15 protein-coding genes are annotated in these 14,881 nt (G+C 68.5%); 8 read left to right on the top strand and 7 right to left on the bottom strand.

Translation table 11 applies throughout. From position 1 onward, the window contains the following. Positions 1 to 7: 7 nt before the first annotated feature. Both E5P3_RS23045 and E5P3_RS23040 read right to left on the bottom strand, forming a co-directional pair. Positions 8 to 1,057, bottom strand: a complete 1,050-nt coding sequence (locus E5P3_RS23045) for a homoserine kinase (RefSeq protein ID WP_162588078.1) — start codon at positions 1,055 to 1,057, stop codon at positions 8 to 10. A gap of 12 nt (positions 1,058 to 1,069) precedes the next feature. After that, on the bottom strand, positions 1,070 to 1,426 hold the full coding sequence (locus tag E5P3_RS23040) for a hypothetical protein (RefSeq protein ID WP_162588077.1): 357 nt from the start codon (positions 1,424 to 1,426) through the stop codon (positions 1,070 to 1,072). 97 nt (positions 1,427 to 1,523) lie between these two features. On the opposite strand from E5P3_RS23040, the gene polA reads away from it, so the two are divergent. Genes polA through E5P3_RS23025 form a run of 3 tightly spaced genes read left to right on the top strand, consistent with a single transcriptional unit; the run spans position 1,524 to position 6,557 of the window. Beyond that, positions 1,524 to 4,316 carry a DNA polymerase I gene (gene polA / locus E5P3_RS23035; RefSeq protein WP_162588076.1) on the top strand — a complete coding sequence of 931 codons (2,793 nt, stop codon included), beginning with the start codon at positions 1,524 to 1,526 and terminating at the stop codon, positions 4,314 to 4,316. 31 nt (positions 4,317 to 4,347) lie between these two features. Continuing rightward, positions 4,348 to 5,637 (top strand): M20/M25/M40 family metallo-hydrolase, encoded by a 1,290-nt coding sequence (locus E5P3_RS23030; protein WP_162588075.1) that lies wholly within the window; start codon positions 4,348 to 4,350, stop codon positions 5,635 to 5,637. 17 nt (positions 5,638 to 5,654) lie between these two features. Continuing rightward, positions 5,655 to 6,557 carry a LysR family transcriptional regulator gene (locus E5P3_RS23025; RefSeq protein ID WP_162588074.1) on the top strand — a complete coding sequence of 301 codons (903 nt, stop codon included), beginning with the start codon at positions 5,655 to 5,657 and terminating at the stop codon, positions 6,555 to 6,557. Here E5P3_RS23025 and E5P3_RS23020 read toward each other — a convergent pair. Beyond that, positions 6,554 to 7,765, bottom strand: a complete 1,212-nt coding sequence (locus E5P3_RS23020; protein WP_162588073.1) for a D-amino acid dehydrogenase — start codon at positions 7,763 to 7,765, stop codon at positions 6,554 to 6,556. The genes E5P3_RS23025 and E5P3_RS23020 overlap by 4 nt on opposite strands. 226 nt (positions 7,766 to 7,991) lie before the next feature. On the opposite strand from E5P3_RS23020, the gene E5P3_RS23015 reads away from it, so the two are divergent. The 5 genes from E5P3_RS23015 to E5P3_RS22995 all read left to right on the top strand — a co-directional run bounded on the left by E5P3_RS23015 (position 7,992) and on the right by E5P3_RS22995 (position 11,986). Continuing rightward, the gene (locus tag E5P3_RS23015) at positions 7,992 to 8,873 is read left to right on the top strand and encodes a transporter substrate-binding domain-containing protein (protein WP_162588072.1); all 882 of its coding nucleotides are present in this window, start codon (positions 7,992 to 7,994) and stop codon (positions 8,871 to 8,873) included. Between the two features lie 32 nt (positions 8,874 to 8,905). Next, positions 8,906 to 9,670, top strand: a complete 765-nt coding sequence (locus E5P3_RS23010; RefSeq protein ID WP_162588071.1) for an aspartate/glutamate racemase family protein — start codon at positions 8,906 to 8,908, stop codon at positions 9,668 to 9,670. A gap of 76 nt (positions 9,671 to 9,746) precedes the next feature. Further along, a complete protein-coding gene (locus E5P3_RS23005) occupies positions 9,747 to 10,664 on the top strand; it encodes a dienelactone hydrolase family protein (protein WP_232073278.1) in 918 nt (305 codons plus the stop codon). Between the two features lie 64 nt (positions 10,665 to 10,728). Next, entirely contained in the window at positions 10,729 to 11,622 is an 894-nt protein-coding gene (locus E5P3_RS23000; RefSeq protein ID WP_162588070.1) for a ZIP family metal transporter, read from the top strand. A 130-nt stretch (positions 11,623 to 11,752) separates the two neighbouring features. Beyond that, on the top strand, positions 11,753 to 11,986 hold the full coding sequence (locus E5P3_RS22995; protein WP_232073276.1) for a hypothetical protein: 234 nt from the start codon (positions 11,753 to 11,755) through the stop codon (positions 11,984 to 11,986). 29 nt (positions 11,987 to 12,015) lie between these two features. On the opposite strand, the gene E5P3_RS22990 is transcribed toward E5P3_RS22995, so the two are convergent. From E5P3_RS22990 to E5P3_RS22975, 4 genes are all read right to left on the bottom strand, one after another. Continuing rightward, complete coding sequence (locus tag E5P3_RS22990) at positions 12,016 to 12,225, bottom strand: dodecin (RefSeq protein WP_162588069.1); 210 nt, start codon at positions 12,223 to 12,225, stop codon at positions 12,016 to 12,018. 90 nt (positions 12,226 to 12,315) lie between these two features. After that, on the bottom strand, positions 12,316 to 12,915 hold the full coding sequence (locus tag E5P3_RS22985; protein WP_162588068.1) for a DUF3299 domain-containing protein: 600 nt from the start codon (positions 12,913 to 12,915) through the stop codon (positions 12,316 to 12,318). A gap of 2 nt (positions 12,916 to 12,917) precedes the next feature. Then, the gene (locus tag E5P3_RS22980; RefSeq protein WP_162588067.1) at positions 12,918 to 14,180 is read right to left on the bottom strand and encodes an ABC transporter permease; all 1,263 of its coding nucleotides are present in this window, start codon (positions 14,178 to 14,180) and stop codon (positions 12,918 to 12,920) included. Continuing rightward, complete coding sequence (locus E5P3_RS22975) at positions 14,177 to 14,881, bottom strand: ABC transporter ATP-binding protein (RefSeq protein ID WP_162588066.1); 705 nt, start codon at positions 14,879 to 14,881, stop codon at positions 14,177 to 14,179. The genes E5P3_RS22980 and E5P3_RS22975 overlap by 4 nt, the downstream gene beginning before the upstream one ends.

Here is a 14,881-nt window from a genome sequence, read left to right as displayed (position 1 = left end):
ACAAGCCTCAGGCGGCCTGCGGCTCGCCGACGGCGATGCAAGAAGACAAGGGGGTGGCCGGCGCCCGCGAGCGTTCGCGCAGCACGCGCTCGAAGTGGGTCGGGTCATGGGGCTTGAGCATGCTCGCCTCGCGTGGCAGGTGGAAGTCCCACAGCCGCGAGATCCAGAAGCGCAGGGCCGCGGCGCGCAGCATCGCGGGCAGCAGGGCTCGCTCGGCACCCGTCAGCGGCCGCACGGTACCGTACGCGGCCAGCAGCGCGTCGGCGCGTACGGCGTCGTGCCGGCCGGTGGGCAGATCGATGGCCCAGTCGTTGAGGCACACCGCCAGGTCGAACAGCCAGGTGTCGGTGCCGGCGAAGTAGAAGTCGAACACGCCCGTCAGGCGCGGGGAGTCGCCGTCGACGGCGAACATGGTGTTGTCTCGGAACAGGTCCGCGTGCACCGGGCCGCGCGGCAGCGCCGCGTAGGCCGAGGATTGGGCGATGTGGTTCTGGTAGGCCAGCTCGCTCTTCAGCAGCGCGGCCTGCGGTGCTTCGAGGTGGGGCAGCACCACCGGCGCGGTGTCGTTCCACCAGGCCAGGCCGCGCAGGTTGGGCTGGATGCGGGGAAAGTCGCGCGCCGCCTGGTGCATGCGCGCCAGGAGACGACCCAGCTCGGCGCAGTGCGCTGCGGTGGGGGACAGCTCGCTCTTGCCTGCGAGCCGTTGCACCAGCGCCGCCGGCTTGCCCGCGACCCGGTGCAGGAACTCGCAGGGCGCATTGGCCGGGACGGAGAGAGGATGTCCGCCGAGCGGCTCGATTGCCGGGTCGGCGACCGGCCCGGGCACCGGGATGCCGCGCGAGGCCAGATGCTTCATCAGGCACAGGTAGTAGGGCAGCTGCTGCGGCCCCAGGCGCTCGAACAGCGTCAGGACGAATTCGCCCGACGCGGTGCTGGCGAAGTAGTTGGTGTTCTCGATGCCGCCCTCGATGCCTCGCAGCGCGGCCAGCGGGCCCAGGCCGAGGCGCTGGACCAGCGCATCGGCTTCGTCGAACCCGACTTCGGTAAAGACCGCCACGGCCGCCCGTGCTCAGAACTTGAGCACGTTCCAGACGCGCGCGCCGTTGCCGTTGCCGCCGCCGGTCTCGGACTGGCCCTGCCGGTCGCGCCCGGTGTTGTTGGGCAGCACCTCGTACGAGGGCACGTTCGCCTTCGGCTGGACCGTGATGCTCTGGGTCTGGCCGCCGTAGCGCACCTCGTCGACGCGCGCACCGGAATCTTCGACGTGGATGTGCTCGATCTTCTGATTGCGGCGCGGCGGCTCGGGCGCGGCCTGGGCCTCGGCGGGCGGCGGCGCGCTCTGGGCATGAACGGCGGCCAGCGGTGCGGCACCGGCCAGCGCGGCCAGCAGGGCGCCGCGGGCAAGCAGAAGAGGTGTGGAAGACATGGGGCGATTGTAGGCGGCGGCCCCGTGCCTCGCTGTCAGCGCGCAGCGACGTTCGGCGTCGTGCGGGCGCTCGGACGCGGCGCGGCAAAATGCTCCGATGACCGACAAGAAAACATTGCTGCTCGTGGATGGCTCGAGCTACCTCTACCGCGCCTTCCACGCGATGCCCGATCTGCGCGCAGTGCCGGGCGATCCCGGCAGCCCGGCGACCGGCGCCATCCGCGGCATGATCAACATGCTGCAGGTGCTGCGCCGCGAGGTGCGGGCCGACTACGCCGCCTGCATCTTCGACGCGCCGGGAAAGACTTTCAGGGACGCGTGGTATCCCCAGTACAAGGCCAACCGCTCCGCGATGCCCGATGACCTGCGCAGCCAGGTGGAGCCCATCCATGAAGTCGTCAAGCTCCTGGGCTGGCCGGTGCTGTGCGTGCCCGACATCGAGGCCGACGACGTGATCGGCACCCTGGCACGCACCGCGGCGAGCCAGGGCGTGGAGGTGATCGTCTCCAGCGGCGACAAGGACCTGAGCCAGCTGGTCGACGAGCACGTCACCATCATCGACACCATGAGCGGCAAGAGGCGCGACGTGGCCGGCGTCACGGCCGAGTTCGGCGTGCCGCCCCGCCTGATGGTCGACTACCAGACGCTGGTCGGCGACAGCGTCGACAACGTGCCCGGGGTAGACAAGGTGGGCCCGAAGACGGCCGCCAAGTGGCTGCTGGAGTACGGCTCGCTCGATGCGCTCATCGCCCGCGCCGGCGAGGTCAAGGGCCAGGCCGGCGAGAACCTGCGCAAGGCCCTCGACTGGCTGCCGCAGGGCAAGCGGCTTGTCACCATCCGCACCGATTGCGAGCTCGACGGCCATGTGCCCGGGCTGCCCGCGCTCGACGGCATCGCCATCGGCCCGCAGCAGGTCGATGCATTGAAGAGCTTCTACGAGAAGTACGGCTTCAAGAGCCTGGTGAAGACGCTGGAGGCGCATGCAGTCCCGCCCGAGCTCATCGAGGAGAACAAGGCGAAGCGCGGCCCGGAGGGCGGCACCGGCCTGCTGGAAGAGCCGGCCGCCAACGCCGCGGCCAAGGCCAGCAACCTGGTCTACGACACGGTCCTCGACTGGGCGCTCTTCGACACCTGGCTGGCGAAGGTCGAGGCCGCCGAGCTGGTCGCGCTGGACACCGAGACCACCTCGCTGGACGAGATGTACGCCGAGATCGTGGGCATCAGCTTCAGCGTCAAGCCCGGCGAGGCGGCCTACATCCCGCTGGCGCACAACTACGGCGACGCGCCGGCGCAACTGCCTCGCGACGAGGTGCTCGCGAAGCTCAAGCCCTGGCTGGAGGACGGCACGAAGAAGAAGCTGGGCCAGCACGTCAAGTACGACCGCCATGTGTTTGCCAACCACGGCATCGAGGTGCAGGGCTACGCGCACGACACCATGCTGCAGAGCTACGTGCTTGAAGTGCACAAGCCGCACGGCCTGGCCAGCCTGGCCGAGCGCCACCTGGGCCGCAGCGGCATCGACTACGAGGACCTGTGCGGCAAGGGCGCGCACCAGATCCCGTTCAGCCAGGTGTCGATCGACAAGGCGGCCGAGTACGCCTGCGAGGACTCCGACCAGACGCTGGACGTGCACCTCGCGCTCTGGCCCAGGCTCCAGGCCGACGAGAAGCTGCGCTTCGTCTACGAGCTGGAAATGGCCTCCAGCGAGACGCTGTACCGCGTCGAGCGCAACGGCGTGCTGATCGACGCACCCACGCTGGCGGCCCAGAGCAACGAGCTGGGCAAGCGCATCATGGCGCTGGAGCAGGAGGCCTACGAGCTGGCGGGCCAGCCCTTCAACCTGGGCTCGCCGAAGCAGATCGGCGAGGTCTTCTTCACCAAGCTGGGGCTGCCGGTGATCAAGAAGACGCCGAGCGGCGCGCCGAGCACCGACGAGGAGGTGCTGGAGAAGCTGGCCGAGGACTTCCCGCTGCCGGCCAAGATCCTCGAGCACCGCGGCCTGTCCAAGCTCAAGGGCACGTACACCGACAAGCTGGGCCAGCTGGCGCATCCGCGCTCGGGCCGCGTGCACACGCACTACGCGCAGGCGGTCGCGGTGACGGGGCGGCTGTCCAGCAACGACCCCAACCTCCAGAACATCCCGATCCGCACCCCCGAAGGCCGGCGCGTGCGCGAGGCCTTCGTGGCGCCGGCGGGCAGCGTGATCGCGAGTTCCGACTACTCGCAGATCGAACTGCGCATCATGGCCCACATCAGCGGCGACGCGTCGCTGCTGCGCGCGTTCACGGAGGGCATCGACGTGCACCGCGCGACCGCGGCCGAGGTCTTCGGCGTGCCGGTGGACCAGGTGTCGAGCGAGCAGCGCCGCTACGCCAAGGTCATCAACTTCGGGCTGATCTACGGCATGAGCAGCTTCGGCCTGGCGCGCAACCTCGGCATCGAGACCAAGGCCGCGGCCTCCTACATCGACCGCTACTTCGCCCGCTACCCGGGCGTGAAGATCTACATGGACGAGACCAAGGCGCTGGCCAAGCAGCGGGGCTATGTGGAGACGGTGTTCGGCCGGCGCCTCTACCTGCCCGAGATCAACTCGCCCAACGGCCCGCGCCGCGGCGGCGCCGAGCGCGCCGCCATCAACGCGCCGATGCAGGGCACGGCGGCCGACCTGATCAAGCTCAGCATGGTCAAGGTGCAGGACGTGCTCGACGCCGAGCAGCGCCGCACGAAGATGATCATGCAGGTGCATGACGAACTGGTGTTCGAGGTGCCCGAGGATGAAGTCGAATGGGTCCGCAGCGAAATCCCGCGACTCATGGCCGGCGTGGCGGAGCTCAAGGTCCCGCTGCTCGCAGAAATCGGCTTTGGTCCCAATTGGGACAAGGCCCATTGAAAGAAGAAAGAACCCAAGGAAAGACAAACGAATGAAGCTCTCGCATCGCCTCCGCACCTTCGCACTTGGCGCCCTCTGCGCCGCCTGGCTGGGCATCGCCTGCGCCGCACCCGACGAGCGCATCGCCGCGCTGGCCGCCAAGGAAAAGCCTGCCCTGCTCGAAACCCTGAAGCAGCTGGTCTCCATCGAATCGGGCAGCCGCGACCTCGAAGGCCTGGACAAGATCGCCAACCTGATCGCCGAGCGCCTCAAGGCGATGGGCGGCCAGGTCGAGCTGGTCGACCCCACGGCCGAGGCCTACCGCATGGGGGACACGCCGGAGAAGATCGGCAAGGCGGTGCGCGCCACCTTCAAGGGCACCGGCAGCAAGAAGATCATGCTGATCGCCCACATGGACACGGTCTATCAGATCGGCATGCTGAACAAGCAGCCCTTCCGCATCGAGGGCGACAAGGCCTACGGCCTGGGCATTGCCGACGACAAGCAGGGCGTGGCCGTCATCCTGCACGCGGTGGCGCTGCTGAAGGCGCTGGACTTCAAGGAATACGGCACGCTCACGGTACTGATCAACGGCGACGAGGAAATCAGCTCGCCCGGTTCGCGCGCGCTCATCAGCCGGCTCGGCGCGGAGCACGACGTGGTGATGTCGTACGAAGGCGCCTCGGTCAAGGAAGACAAGCTCTCGCTGGCCACCGCAGGCATCGCCTCGGTGTCGCTCAACGTCACGGGCAAGGCCTCGCACGCGGGCTCGGCGCCCGAGCTGGGTGTGAATGCGCTGTACGAGCTCTCGCACCAGATCCTGCAGATGCGCGACCTGTCCGATCCGGCGACCGGGCTCAAGATGAACTGGACCATCTCGAAGTCGGGCACCAACCGCAACGTGATCCCGGCTTCGGCCAGCGCCGCCGCCGATGTGCGGGTGCTCAAGGTCAGCGACTACGACCGCATCGAGAAGCAGGTGCAGGAGCGGGTGAAGAAGCAGCTGATCCCCGAGGCCAAGGTCGAGATGAAGTTCGAGCGCCGCCGTCCGCCGCTGGAGGCCACGGACGCGTCGCGCGCGCTCGCCGCGCATGCGCAGGCGGTCTACAAGGAACTGGGCCGTGATCTGGGCGCGGACGACAAGGTGGCCGGCGGCGGCACCGACGCGGCCTTTGCCGCGCTGCAGACCAAGGCCCCGGTGGTGGAGCGCTTCGGTCTGCAGGGCTTCGGCGCGCATTCGGCCGATGCCGAGTACGTGCTGATCGATTCGATCGAGCCGCGGCTCTACCTGGCGGCGCGCATGGTCATGGACATCTCGCGCGGCAAGACCGCCGGCCACTAGCCCAACTGCCTGACGCGATGCGCCTGCGCCACATCGAGGTCTTCAACGCCATCATGCTCACCGGCAGCGTGAGCGCGGCGGCCAGGCTCATCAACATCACGCAGCCGGCCGTCAGCCGCACGCTGCAGCATGCGGAGCTCCAGCTGGGCTTCCCGCTGTTCCAGCGCGCCAAGGGGCGGCTCACGCCCACGACCGAGGCGCAGGCGCTCTATCCGCACATCGAGCGCCTCTTCGCGCAGCTCGACGAGGTGCAGCGGCTGGCGGCCCATCTGCGCACCGGCAGCAACGCGGGCGAGCTGCGCATCCTCACCGTGCTGGCGCTGAGCTATGAAGTGCTGCCGCGCGCGCTCAAGGCGTTCCGGGAGCAGCATCCGGGCGTGGTCGTCACGGTGGAATCGCTGCATTCGCCGCAGATCATGTCGGCCCTGCTGCGGCAGGAGGCCGACGTCGGCTTCGCCTTCAGTCCCGCGGTGCATCCCTCGCTCACGCAGGAGGCGCTGGCCGACAGCCGCATGGTGTGCATCGCACCCAAGGGGATGCTGCCGCGCGCGCTGGTGCGCAACGGCTCGGTGGCGCTGCACGACCTCGTCAAGGTCCCGGTGGTGGGGCTCGACAGCCGTGACCCCGTGGGCACCAGCCTGAGCCAGGCCTGCCGACAGGCCGGCGTGGGCTTCCAGCAGGCCGTGGTCACGGTGCAGACCTACCATGCCGCGCTGGCCATGGCGCACCATGGGCTGGGCGTGGCACTGGTCGACGGCTGCACCGCCGGCTCTGCCGATCGCGAGAAGGTGGATGTGCTGGCGCTCGAGCCGTGCATCCCGGTGCCGATCCGTGCCTTGCGCTTTGCCGAACGGCCCGACTCGGTGGCGGTGCGCGGCATCACGCGCTGCATGCGCGAGGCGATCGAGGAAATGGCTTAGGCCGTCAGCTGCCGCGCCACGCGCTCCGCCGATCCGAAAGCCAGCGTGAAGCCCAGCGCGCCGTGGCCGGTGTTGAACACCATGTTCGACGGCGCACCGGCCAGGCGCCCGATGATGGGCACGCCCGTCGGCGTGGCCGGGCGCATGCCGGTCCAGGGATGGAGCGCCTCCATGCGGCTGGCCTGTGGAAACACGGCGCGCGTCGCCGCCGCCAGCGTCTCGATGCGCGTGGCCGGGATGCTGGCATCGTGCCCCACCAGCTCGGCCATCCCCGCCACCCGCAGGCGCGAGCCGATGCGCGCGAACACCACCTTGCGCGCGCTGTCGGTCACGCTGACCTGCGGCGCCGCATCGGGCGCCCCGTCCACATCGACCGTGATGCTGTAGCCCTTGAGCGGATAGACCGGCAGGTAGGCGCCGAGCTGGCGACCCAGCCGATGCGAGGCGGTGCCAAGGGCCATGACGAAGGCGTCCGCCTCCACGTCGCCCGCGCTGGTCTGCACCGCCGCCACGCGGCCATCGCGCCGGTCGAAGCCTTGCACCTCGCAGTCGAGCAGGAAGCGCACACCGCGCGCCCGCAACGCCCGCTCCAGCGCGTTGCAGAGCTTGAGGCAGTCGGCGGCACATTCGCTGGGCGTGTGGACGGCGCCGGCCATCTGGTCGCGGTAAGCCGCGAGCGCGGGCTCGATCGAGATGCATTCGTCGGGCGTGACCAGGCGCTGCTCGCTGCCCATCGTGCGCTGGAGCTCGAGCTGACGGCGGGCGCCGTCCAGCGAGGCGGCGCTCCCATACAGGACCAGCTTGCCGGTGCTGGAGTAGTCGCAGTCGGGATCGAGCCCGGCCAGCATGGTCTCGAAGGCGGCGCGGCTCTCGGCCGCCAGTGCCAGCAACCGGGACGTGGTCTCGCGCGAGGTGCGCGCGTTGCAGGCCGCGAGAAATGCCAGGCCCCAGCGCCACTGCAGCGGATCGAGCTGGGGCCGCAGCTTCAGCGGGGAGGAGGGCGAGAACAGCAGCTTGGGCAGCTGCTTCCAGATGGAAGCGTCGGCCAGCGGCTGCACGTAGGAATAGCTCAGCTGCGCGCCGTTGCCGCCGCTTGCGCCGGACCCAGGCGCCGCGCGGTCGACCACGCTCACCCGGACGCCCCGCTGGCTCAACTGCCACGCCGTGGCCAGGCCCACGATGCCGGCACCCAGCACACCCACATGCATGACGCTTTCTTCCTGTCGCTTGTTGAATGCGCCGACTCTAGGCGCCGGCCGCGCGTGCGTGAAATGCCAAAAGCGCCGCCGCCCATAGCCAAAGCTCATGCCTTTCAGGCTCCGGGCGCCGGGCCATAACTTTTGGTCATGGGCGTGGGTGCAAAAGGAATTGTGGCCACCGCGTGAATCGTTCCTACACTCGGCAACACATTCCATTCCGATCGAAAGGGCTCGCATGAAGATTTCCGTATTGATGGCTGCCGTGGCGCTCGCCGCTGCCGCAACGGGTGCGCAGGCTGCCGACACCCTGGCCAAGATCGCCGCCTCCGGCAAGATCACGCTCGCCTACCGCGAGTCCTCGGTGCCCTTCAGCTACCTGGACGGCGGCAAGCCGATCGGTTTCTCGGTCGAGCTCTCCAATGCGGTGGTCGAAGCGGTCAAGAAGAAGCTCAACAAGCCCAATCTCGAGGTGGCAATGATGGCCGTGACCTCGCAGAACCGCATTCCTCTGCTGAGCAACGGCACCGTCGACCTGGAGTGCGGTTCCACCACGAACAACAGCGCACGCGCCAAGGACGTGAGCTTCGCCGTCAACCACTTCTACACGGGCACGCGCCTGCTGGTGAAGAAGTCCTCCAACATCAAGGACTACGCCGACCTCGCAAAGAAGACGATCACCAGTACTACCGGCACCACCAACGCGCTGGTCATGCGCAAGTACAACGCCGAGAAGAACCTCGACATGGACATCGTGCTGGCCAAGGACCACGCCGACGCCTTCCTGCTGGTCGAGAGCGGCCGCGCCGTGGCTTTCGCGATGGACGACATCCTGCTGTATGGACTGATGGCCAATGCCAAGAACCCGGCCGAGTTCGAGGTGGTCGGCGAGGCGTTGCAGGTCGAGCCCTATGCCTGCATGCTGGCGAAGGACGACACGGCCTTCAAGAAGCTGGTCGACGACACCTTCATCGGCCTGATGAAGAGCGGCGAGTTCGAGAAGATGTACACCAAGTGGTTCCTGCAGCCGATCCCGCCCAAGAACGTGCCGCTGAACCTGCCGATGAGCCCGCAGCTGCGCGACAACATCAAGTCGCCTACTGACAAACCCGCAACCTGAGCGCAGGCGTTGATCGAGGCAGGGAGGCCGCGATGCTGAAGTCGCAGACGGTCGGCATCCTTGGGGGCATGGGGCCGGCGGCGGGCGCCGACTTCGTGCGCCTCTTCGTCGAAGCCTGTGCCCGGCTCATGCGTGAGCGCGGCGAGCCGGTGCGCGACCAGGCCTTTCCCGAGCACTGGCTGGCGCAGGTGCCGGTGCCCGACCGCAGCGGCGCGCTCGAATCGAACGCGCTCGGTGCCCACCAGCCGCTGGAGCCCATGCTGCAGGCGCTGGGACGGCTGGCCGCCCTCGGCAGCCGCGCGGTGGCGATCGCCTGCAACACGGCCCATGCCTGGCACGCCACGCTGCAGGAGCGTTTCCCGCAGATCGAGGTACTGCATGTGGCGCGCGAGGTCTCCGCGCAACTCGCCGCCGAGGGCGTGCGCGGCACGGCGCTGATGGCGACCGAGGGCACTTACCGCGTGGGGCTCTACGAGCAGGCGCTCGCCGATGCGGGCCTGGCCTGCCACCTGCCGCTGGCCGAGGAGCGCAGGCTGCTGATGCGCGGCATCTACGAGGGCGTGAAAGCCGGCGACATGTGTCTGGCGGAGCATTGCTTCAGCCGGGTTGCGCAGCAACTGGCGGATCGGCATGGCCCGGTGGCCATCGTCATGGGCTGCACCGAGATCCCGCTGGGGCTGCAAGGCTCGGCGGCCGTCGCCGGGCTGCGGCTGGTCGATCCGGCACGGGTCCTGGCGTCGGCGCTCGCCGTGCGGGCCTATGACGGGATTTCCCAGTCACAGCGGATTCACGCCTGATCGCCTACAGTGCGGGCCTTTGCGGTGGCGCGCGCCTGCGTGCCTGGTTGTCGATTTCTTCAAGGAGTCCGTACTGATGCCCCTGATGCGCCATTCCCAGACAGGTTCCGATCTGCAAGCCGAGTTCGATTCGCTTCGCCCCGGCGAGAGCACCTGGCAAGGCACCACGCGCCGCACCGCTCTCAAGGCCGCCATCGGCGTCGGCTATGCGGCGGCCACGCTGCCCATCGCGGCGCAGACCGCGATCAACACCCCCGCCGACGGCCTGAAGGCCGGCCCCGTCAAGTACAGCGTGAACGGCTTCGATGTGCCGGCCTACGCCGCCGCACCTGCCGGCAAGACCGGCCTGCCCGTGGTGCTGGTGGTGCAGGAGATCTTCGGTGTGCACGAGTACATCGCCGACACCTGCCGCCGCTTCGCCAAGGCCGGCTATTACGCGATTGCGCCCGAGCTCTATGCGCGCCAGGGCGATCCGCGCAGCTACACCGACATCCCGAAGCTGCAGGCCGAAGTGGTCAGCAAGGTGCCCGACGCGCAAGTGATGGCCGACCTCGACGGCGCCCTGAAGTACGCTGCGGCCAACGGCGGCGACGCCGACGAGGCCGCCATCACCGGCTTCTGCTGGGGTGGCCGCATCGTCTGGCTCTATGCGGCCACTGGCAAGGTCAAGGCGGGCGTGGCCTGGTATGGCCGGCTGGTCGGGCAGCCCGGCGCGCTGACGCCGAAGCATCCGATCGACCTGGTTGCCGAGCTGAAGGCGCCGGTGCTCGGTCTCTATGGCGGCAAGGACCAGGGCATCCCCCTTGACACGGTTGATAAGATGAAAGCCGCTCTGGCCACCGGCTCTCCGGCGGCCAAGGCCTCCCAGTTCGTCGTGTACCCCGAAGCGGGCCACGCTTTCCATGCCGACTACCGGCCGAGCTACGTCGCGGGCCCGGCCGAGGACGGCTGGAAGCGTGCCTTGGCCTGGTTCCATAGCCACGGCATCGACTGAGGCGCCGCGCTTTCTGCTGAAAGCCGTCCGATGGGCGGCTTTTGTTTTTTCTCGTGAAGCCGACATGAACCTGTTCGTCATCATCGCCGCGACTCTGGTTGCCGGCATCGGAAGTGTCTGGGTCGCCGCGCTGCTTTTGCGCGTGGGCGTGCGCCGCGGCGGCGGCGTCGATCCGCAGCACCTGCTGAGCCTGGCGGCTGGCGCGCTGCTGGCCACCGCCTTCATGCACCTGCTGCCCGAGGCCTTCGAGAGCCGCATCGAACCGGGCCTGCTGTTCGGCGTGCTGCTCGGCGGGCTGGTGCTGTTCTTCCTGCTCGACAAGGCCGAACTCTGGCACCACGGCCACGAGCACCATCATGGCGAGGAGGAGCACCACGACCACGACCACGACCATGGCCACGGACACGGACACGGGCGCTCGCATTCGCACGGCCACGACCATCTGCGCAAGAGCGGCGGCTGGGCAGTGCTCACCGGCGACAGCGTGCATTGCTTCGGCGACGGCATCCTGATCGCCTCGGCCTTCATCGCCGACCTGCGCCTGGGTCTGGTCGCCGCGCTCGCGGTGCTTGCGCACGAAGTACCGCACCACATCGGCGACCTGGTGGTGCTGCGCCAGAGCTCGCCCGATGCGCGGGCGGCGCTGGTCAAGGTGTCGCTCGCCGGCACGATGACCGCGCTGGGCGGCCTGGCCGGCTGGTGGCTGGTCGACCAGCTCCACGGCTGGCTTCCCTACTTCCTGGTGCTGGCCTCCAGCAGCTTTGTCTACGTGGCGCTGGCCGACCTGATTCCGCAACTGCAAAAGCGCCTGAGCGCGCGCGAGACCGCATGGCAGATCGCCTGGCTCGCCGCGGGTCTCCTGCTGGTGATGGGCGTCAGCCGCCTGGCCCATGGCGAGTACGAACATGCCCATGAGCATGCCGAGCCCGCGCACGAGGAACACGGCCACAAGCATTGAAGAGGCCGAACGCGGCGATTTCCGACACACCGCCCGTTCGGCCGGTTGCAAACTCGGGCTACCCAAGTCGGGCGAGGAGGCTCACACTTGGGGCTTGCCAACGCGAGCCATAACAGCCTAGGAGCCGATCATGAACCGCGCCGATCCCCCGCTGCGCTCCGTCGATCCCGTCGACGATCCAACGGAAGAAGAAATCGAGGACGACGAGCTGCCCGAAGGCGAAGCTCTGGACGAAGTCGAGGCCGGAGCGCCGGACGAGCTTTCCGAGGAAACCGGCATCGACCTGAGCGATGCCAGCGAGCTCGATGCCGACAACGTGCCGGCCGACGAGGAATTCGATCGCGTCATGCAGGCGCCGGACTGAGGTCGCCCCGGTCCGCACCGGGCCCTTCTTCAGTCCTCGAGCGTGAAGCCCACTTTCAGCGTGACCTGCCAATGCGCGATCTTGCCGTCCTGCACGTGGCCACGGGTCTCGGTGACCTCGAACCACTGGATGTTGCGCACCGACTCGCTGGCCTTCGCGATCGCACGCTGCACGGCATCGTCGCTGCTCGTGGGCGAAGAGCCGGTGAGTTCGAGGAGTTTGTAGACGTGATTGGACATGGAACGCTCCTTGGATGATGGAACCGGGCGCGCTGCCATCGAAAGGGCAGCGTCCCGTTCATCATAGGCCCCGGGCGCTGCGGTCGTCTGCTACTTCGCCCCGCCGGTGTACTTGGTGACGCTCTCCGCGGTCATGTGGTAGCCGCTCACGCCCATCATCGAATCGTTGCGCAGGGTCTGGAGCTTGCCGGTGATCCATACCGTGTCCATGGCGCGGAACTTCGCGCCCTGGCGCGGGCGCACGTGCACGATCTGGTTGGCCGGCGGCGGCGGGGTGTGGATGCAGGCGCCGAAGTAGGGCACCAGCAGGAACTCCGTGACCTCGCCCTTGTTCTCTTCCAGCGGCACGATGAAGCCCGGCAGCTTGATCTCCACGCCGTTCATCGCAGGGTTGGTGGGCGCGTTGTTCGAGACTTCCTGCATTTTCATCAGCAGCTCGTTGGCGCGAGGATCGCCGTCCTCCAGCTTGCTCAGGTCCATGCCCTTGAATTCCTTCATCGGGTCCCAGTCCTTGGGCACCAATTCTTCCCAGGCAATCAGCCGCGGCTGACCCGGCGCGGGCTTGGCGGCGGCGTTCTTGCCGCCCAGCGGGTTGGTGGCCGAGGTCGACTGCGGCGCCGGGTCGGCAGCGTAGGCCGTGACGGTCGCGGCACACAGCGCCAGGAGCAGGGGACGCAATGTCTTCATCATGTTCAGATCCTTGGGGAGAGGCCGTCTGCAAGAGAGAGCCGGTAGGCGCGCACGCCCGGCAGCAGGCTCGCAAGCCAGCCCGCCGCCAGCAAGCCGGCGAGCAAGGCCCATTCATTGAGTGTAGGTTCGGACAGCGAGAGTGTCAGCCCGAACTGGGCCTGCAGCCATGGCGAAAGCAGGGCGATCCCCAGCGCCGCCGCGACGAGGCCGAGCGCCACGCCCAGCAGTGTGACGATCGCGCCTTCGAGCGCCAGCAACGCCAGCACATGGCGCAGGCTGGCGCCCACCGCACGCAATACCGCGAGCTCGCGGCGCCGCTCGTTCAGCCCCGCCATCACCACCGACACCAGCCCTGCGAGGCTGACCAGCGCGACCAGCGCTGACATCAGCAGCAGCGCGTTCTCGCCGACGCCGATCACGCTCCACAACTCGTCCAGCGCCACGCCGGGCAGGATGGCCATCAGCGCCTCGGGCTGGTAGGTTGAAACCCAGCGCTGCACCGAGAACACCGCGGCCCGGTTCTTGAGCCCGACCAGCGCGGCGGTCACGGTCTTGGGCTTGAGATCGAACTTGCGGACCTGCTCGGCCGGGATGCGCACGCCCGGCAGCGGCGCGCCGCCGCGCCATTCGAGATGCAAGGCCTCCATCGCTTCCAGGCCGATGTGGACCGTTCGATCGACCGGCGTGCCCGTGCGCGCGAGCACCCCCGCCACGACGAAGGGCTTGTCGGCATGTTCGGCCACGTTGAGTTCGCCGCTGCCGTGCGCCAGCGTGATGCGTTGGCCCACGTGGTAGCCGAGCCGATCCGCCACTTCGGCGCCGATCACCGTGTCGAAGAGTTCGGCGAAGGGCTTGCCCTCCCGCAGCCGCAGCGGCTGGCGGTTGCCGTAGCGGAAATGCTGGAAGTAGTCCGGCGAGGTCGCAAGCACCGCGAAGCCGCGGTGGGAGTCGCCCAGCGACAGCGGCACTACCCAATCCACGCCCGGGTGCGCGGCCAGGGCCTGCACGCTCTGCCACTGCATGTTGTTGGTGGCGGCGCCGATGCGGAACACCGAGTACAGCAGCAGTTGCGAGGAGCCGGTGCGTGCGCCCACGATCAGGTCGGTCCCCGAGACGGATGCGGAGAAGTTGTCGCGCAGCTCGGTGCGGATGCGCTCGACGCCCAACAGCAGGAAGGTGGACAGCGCGATCGACAGCACCGTGAGCGCCAGCGTGAAGCGGCGGTTCCAGGCGCTCTTCCAGGCGATCGCGAACAGGGCCTTCATGGGGGCTCGCCCATGGCCGCGCGGTTGATCTCGGGCAGCAGCAGATGCCGGCCGAAGCGCGCCGCGATGCGCTGGTCGTGGCTCACGAACACCAGGGCGCTGCGGTTCGCGCGGCAGGCCTCGATGAGGACGTCGAGGAAGGCCTCGCGGCGGTCCTCGTCGAGTGCCGAGGTGGGCTCGTCGGCGATCACGACCTCGGGGTGGCCGATGAGCGCGCGGGCCGCGGCCACGCGCTGCTGCTGGCCGACCGACAACTGCATCGCCTGGCGTTTCCACAAGGCTTGCGGCAAGCCCATTGCTTCGAGCAATTGCGCGGCCTGCGCGCACGCGCCGCCTTCGCGCCCGGCCTGCTCGCGGCGTCGTGCCGAGAAGCGGCAGGGCAGCAGCACGTTGTCGAGCACGCTCAGGTAGGGCAGCAGATTGAACTGCTGGAAGATGTAGCCCACGTGTGCGACGCGCTGGCGGTCGCGCGCGGCGCCCGAGAGCGTGGCCCAGTCCTGGCCCAGCAGGGTGATGCGGCCCGCATCGGCCACCAGCACGCCGGCCAGCAGCGACAGCAGCGTGCTCTTGCCGCAGCCGCTGGGCCCGTGCAGGAACACGGCTTCGCCCGCTTCGATGTCGAGGTGTTCGATGTCGATGCAGGAGGCAGGGGCGCCCGGCCAGGCGTAGCGCAGCGCTTCGGCGGAAAGAACCGCGCTCAC

Origin of the sequence: Variovorax sp. RA8 (genome assembly GCF_901827175.1) — a bacterium.
Lineage (GTDB): Bacteria > Pseudomonadota > Gammaproteobacteria > Burkholderiales > Burkholderiaceae_C > Variovorax.
The sequence above is the reverse complement of the archived record's forward strand: the minus strand, read 5'-3'. Positions and strand labels throughout refer to the sequence as shown.

Excerpts from the sequence above, each read along its gene's own strand:
- E5P3_RS23040 (WP_162588077.1), bottom strand. The coding sequence starts at position 1,426 with ATGTCTTCCACACCTCTTCTGCTTGCCCGCGGCGCCCTGCTGGCCGCG.
- polA (WP_162588076.1), top strand. The coding sequence starts at position 1,524 with ATGACCGACAAGAAAACATTGCTGCTCGTGGATGGCTCGAGCTACCTC.
- E5P3_RS23030 (WP_162588075.1), top strand. The coding sequence starts at position 4,348 with ATGAAGCTCTCGCATCGCCTCCGCACCTTCGCACTTGGCGCCCTCTGC.
- E5P3_RS23025 (WP_162588074.1), top strand. The coding sequence starts at position 5,655 with ATGCGCCTGCGCCACATCGAGGTCTTCAACGCCATCATGCTCACCGGC.
- E5P3_RS23020 (WP_162588073.1), bottom strand. The coding sequence starts at position 7,765 with ATGCATGTGGGTGTGCTGGGTGCCGGCATCGTGGGCCTGGCCACGGCG.
- E5P3_RS23015 (WP_162588072.1), top strand. The coding sequence starts at position 7,992 with ATGAAGATTTCCGTATTGATGGCTGCCGTGGCGCTCGCCGCTGCCGCA.
- E5P3_RS23010 (WP_162588071.1), top strand. The coding sequence starts at position 8,906 with ATGCTGAAGTCGCAGACGGTCGGCATCCTTGGGGGCATGGGGCCGGCG.
- E5P3_RS23005 (WP_232073278.1), top strand. The coding sequence starts at position 9,747 with ATGCCCCTGATGCGCCATTCCCAGACAGGTTCCGATCTGCAAGCCGAG.
- E5P3_RS23000 (WP_162588070.1), top strand. The coding sequence starts at position 10,729 with ATGAACCTGTTCGTCATCATCGCCGCGACTCTGGTTGCCGGCATCGGA.
- E5P3_RS22995 (WP_232073276.1), top strand. The coding sequence starts at position 11,753 with ATGAACCGCGCCGATCCCCCGCTGCGCTCCGTCGATCCCGTCGACGAT.
- E5P3_RS22990 (WP_162588069.1), bottom strand. The coding sequence starts at position 12,225 with ATGTCCAATCACGTCTACAAACTCCTCGAACTCACCGGCTCTTCGCCC.
- E5P3_RS22985 (WP_162588068.1), bottom strand. The coding sequence starts at position 12,915 with ATGATGAAGACATTGCGTCCCCTGCTCCTGGCGCTGTGTGCCGCGACC.
- E5P3_RS22980 (WP_162588067.1), bottom strand. The coding sequence starts at position 14,180 with ATGAAGGCCCTGTTCGCGATCGCCTGGAAGAGCGCCTGGAACCGCCGC.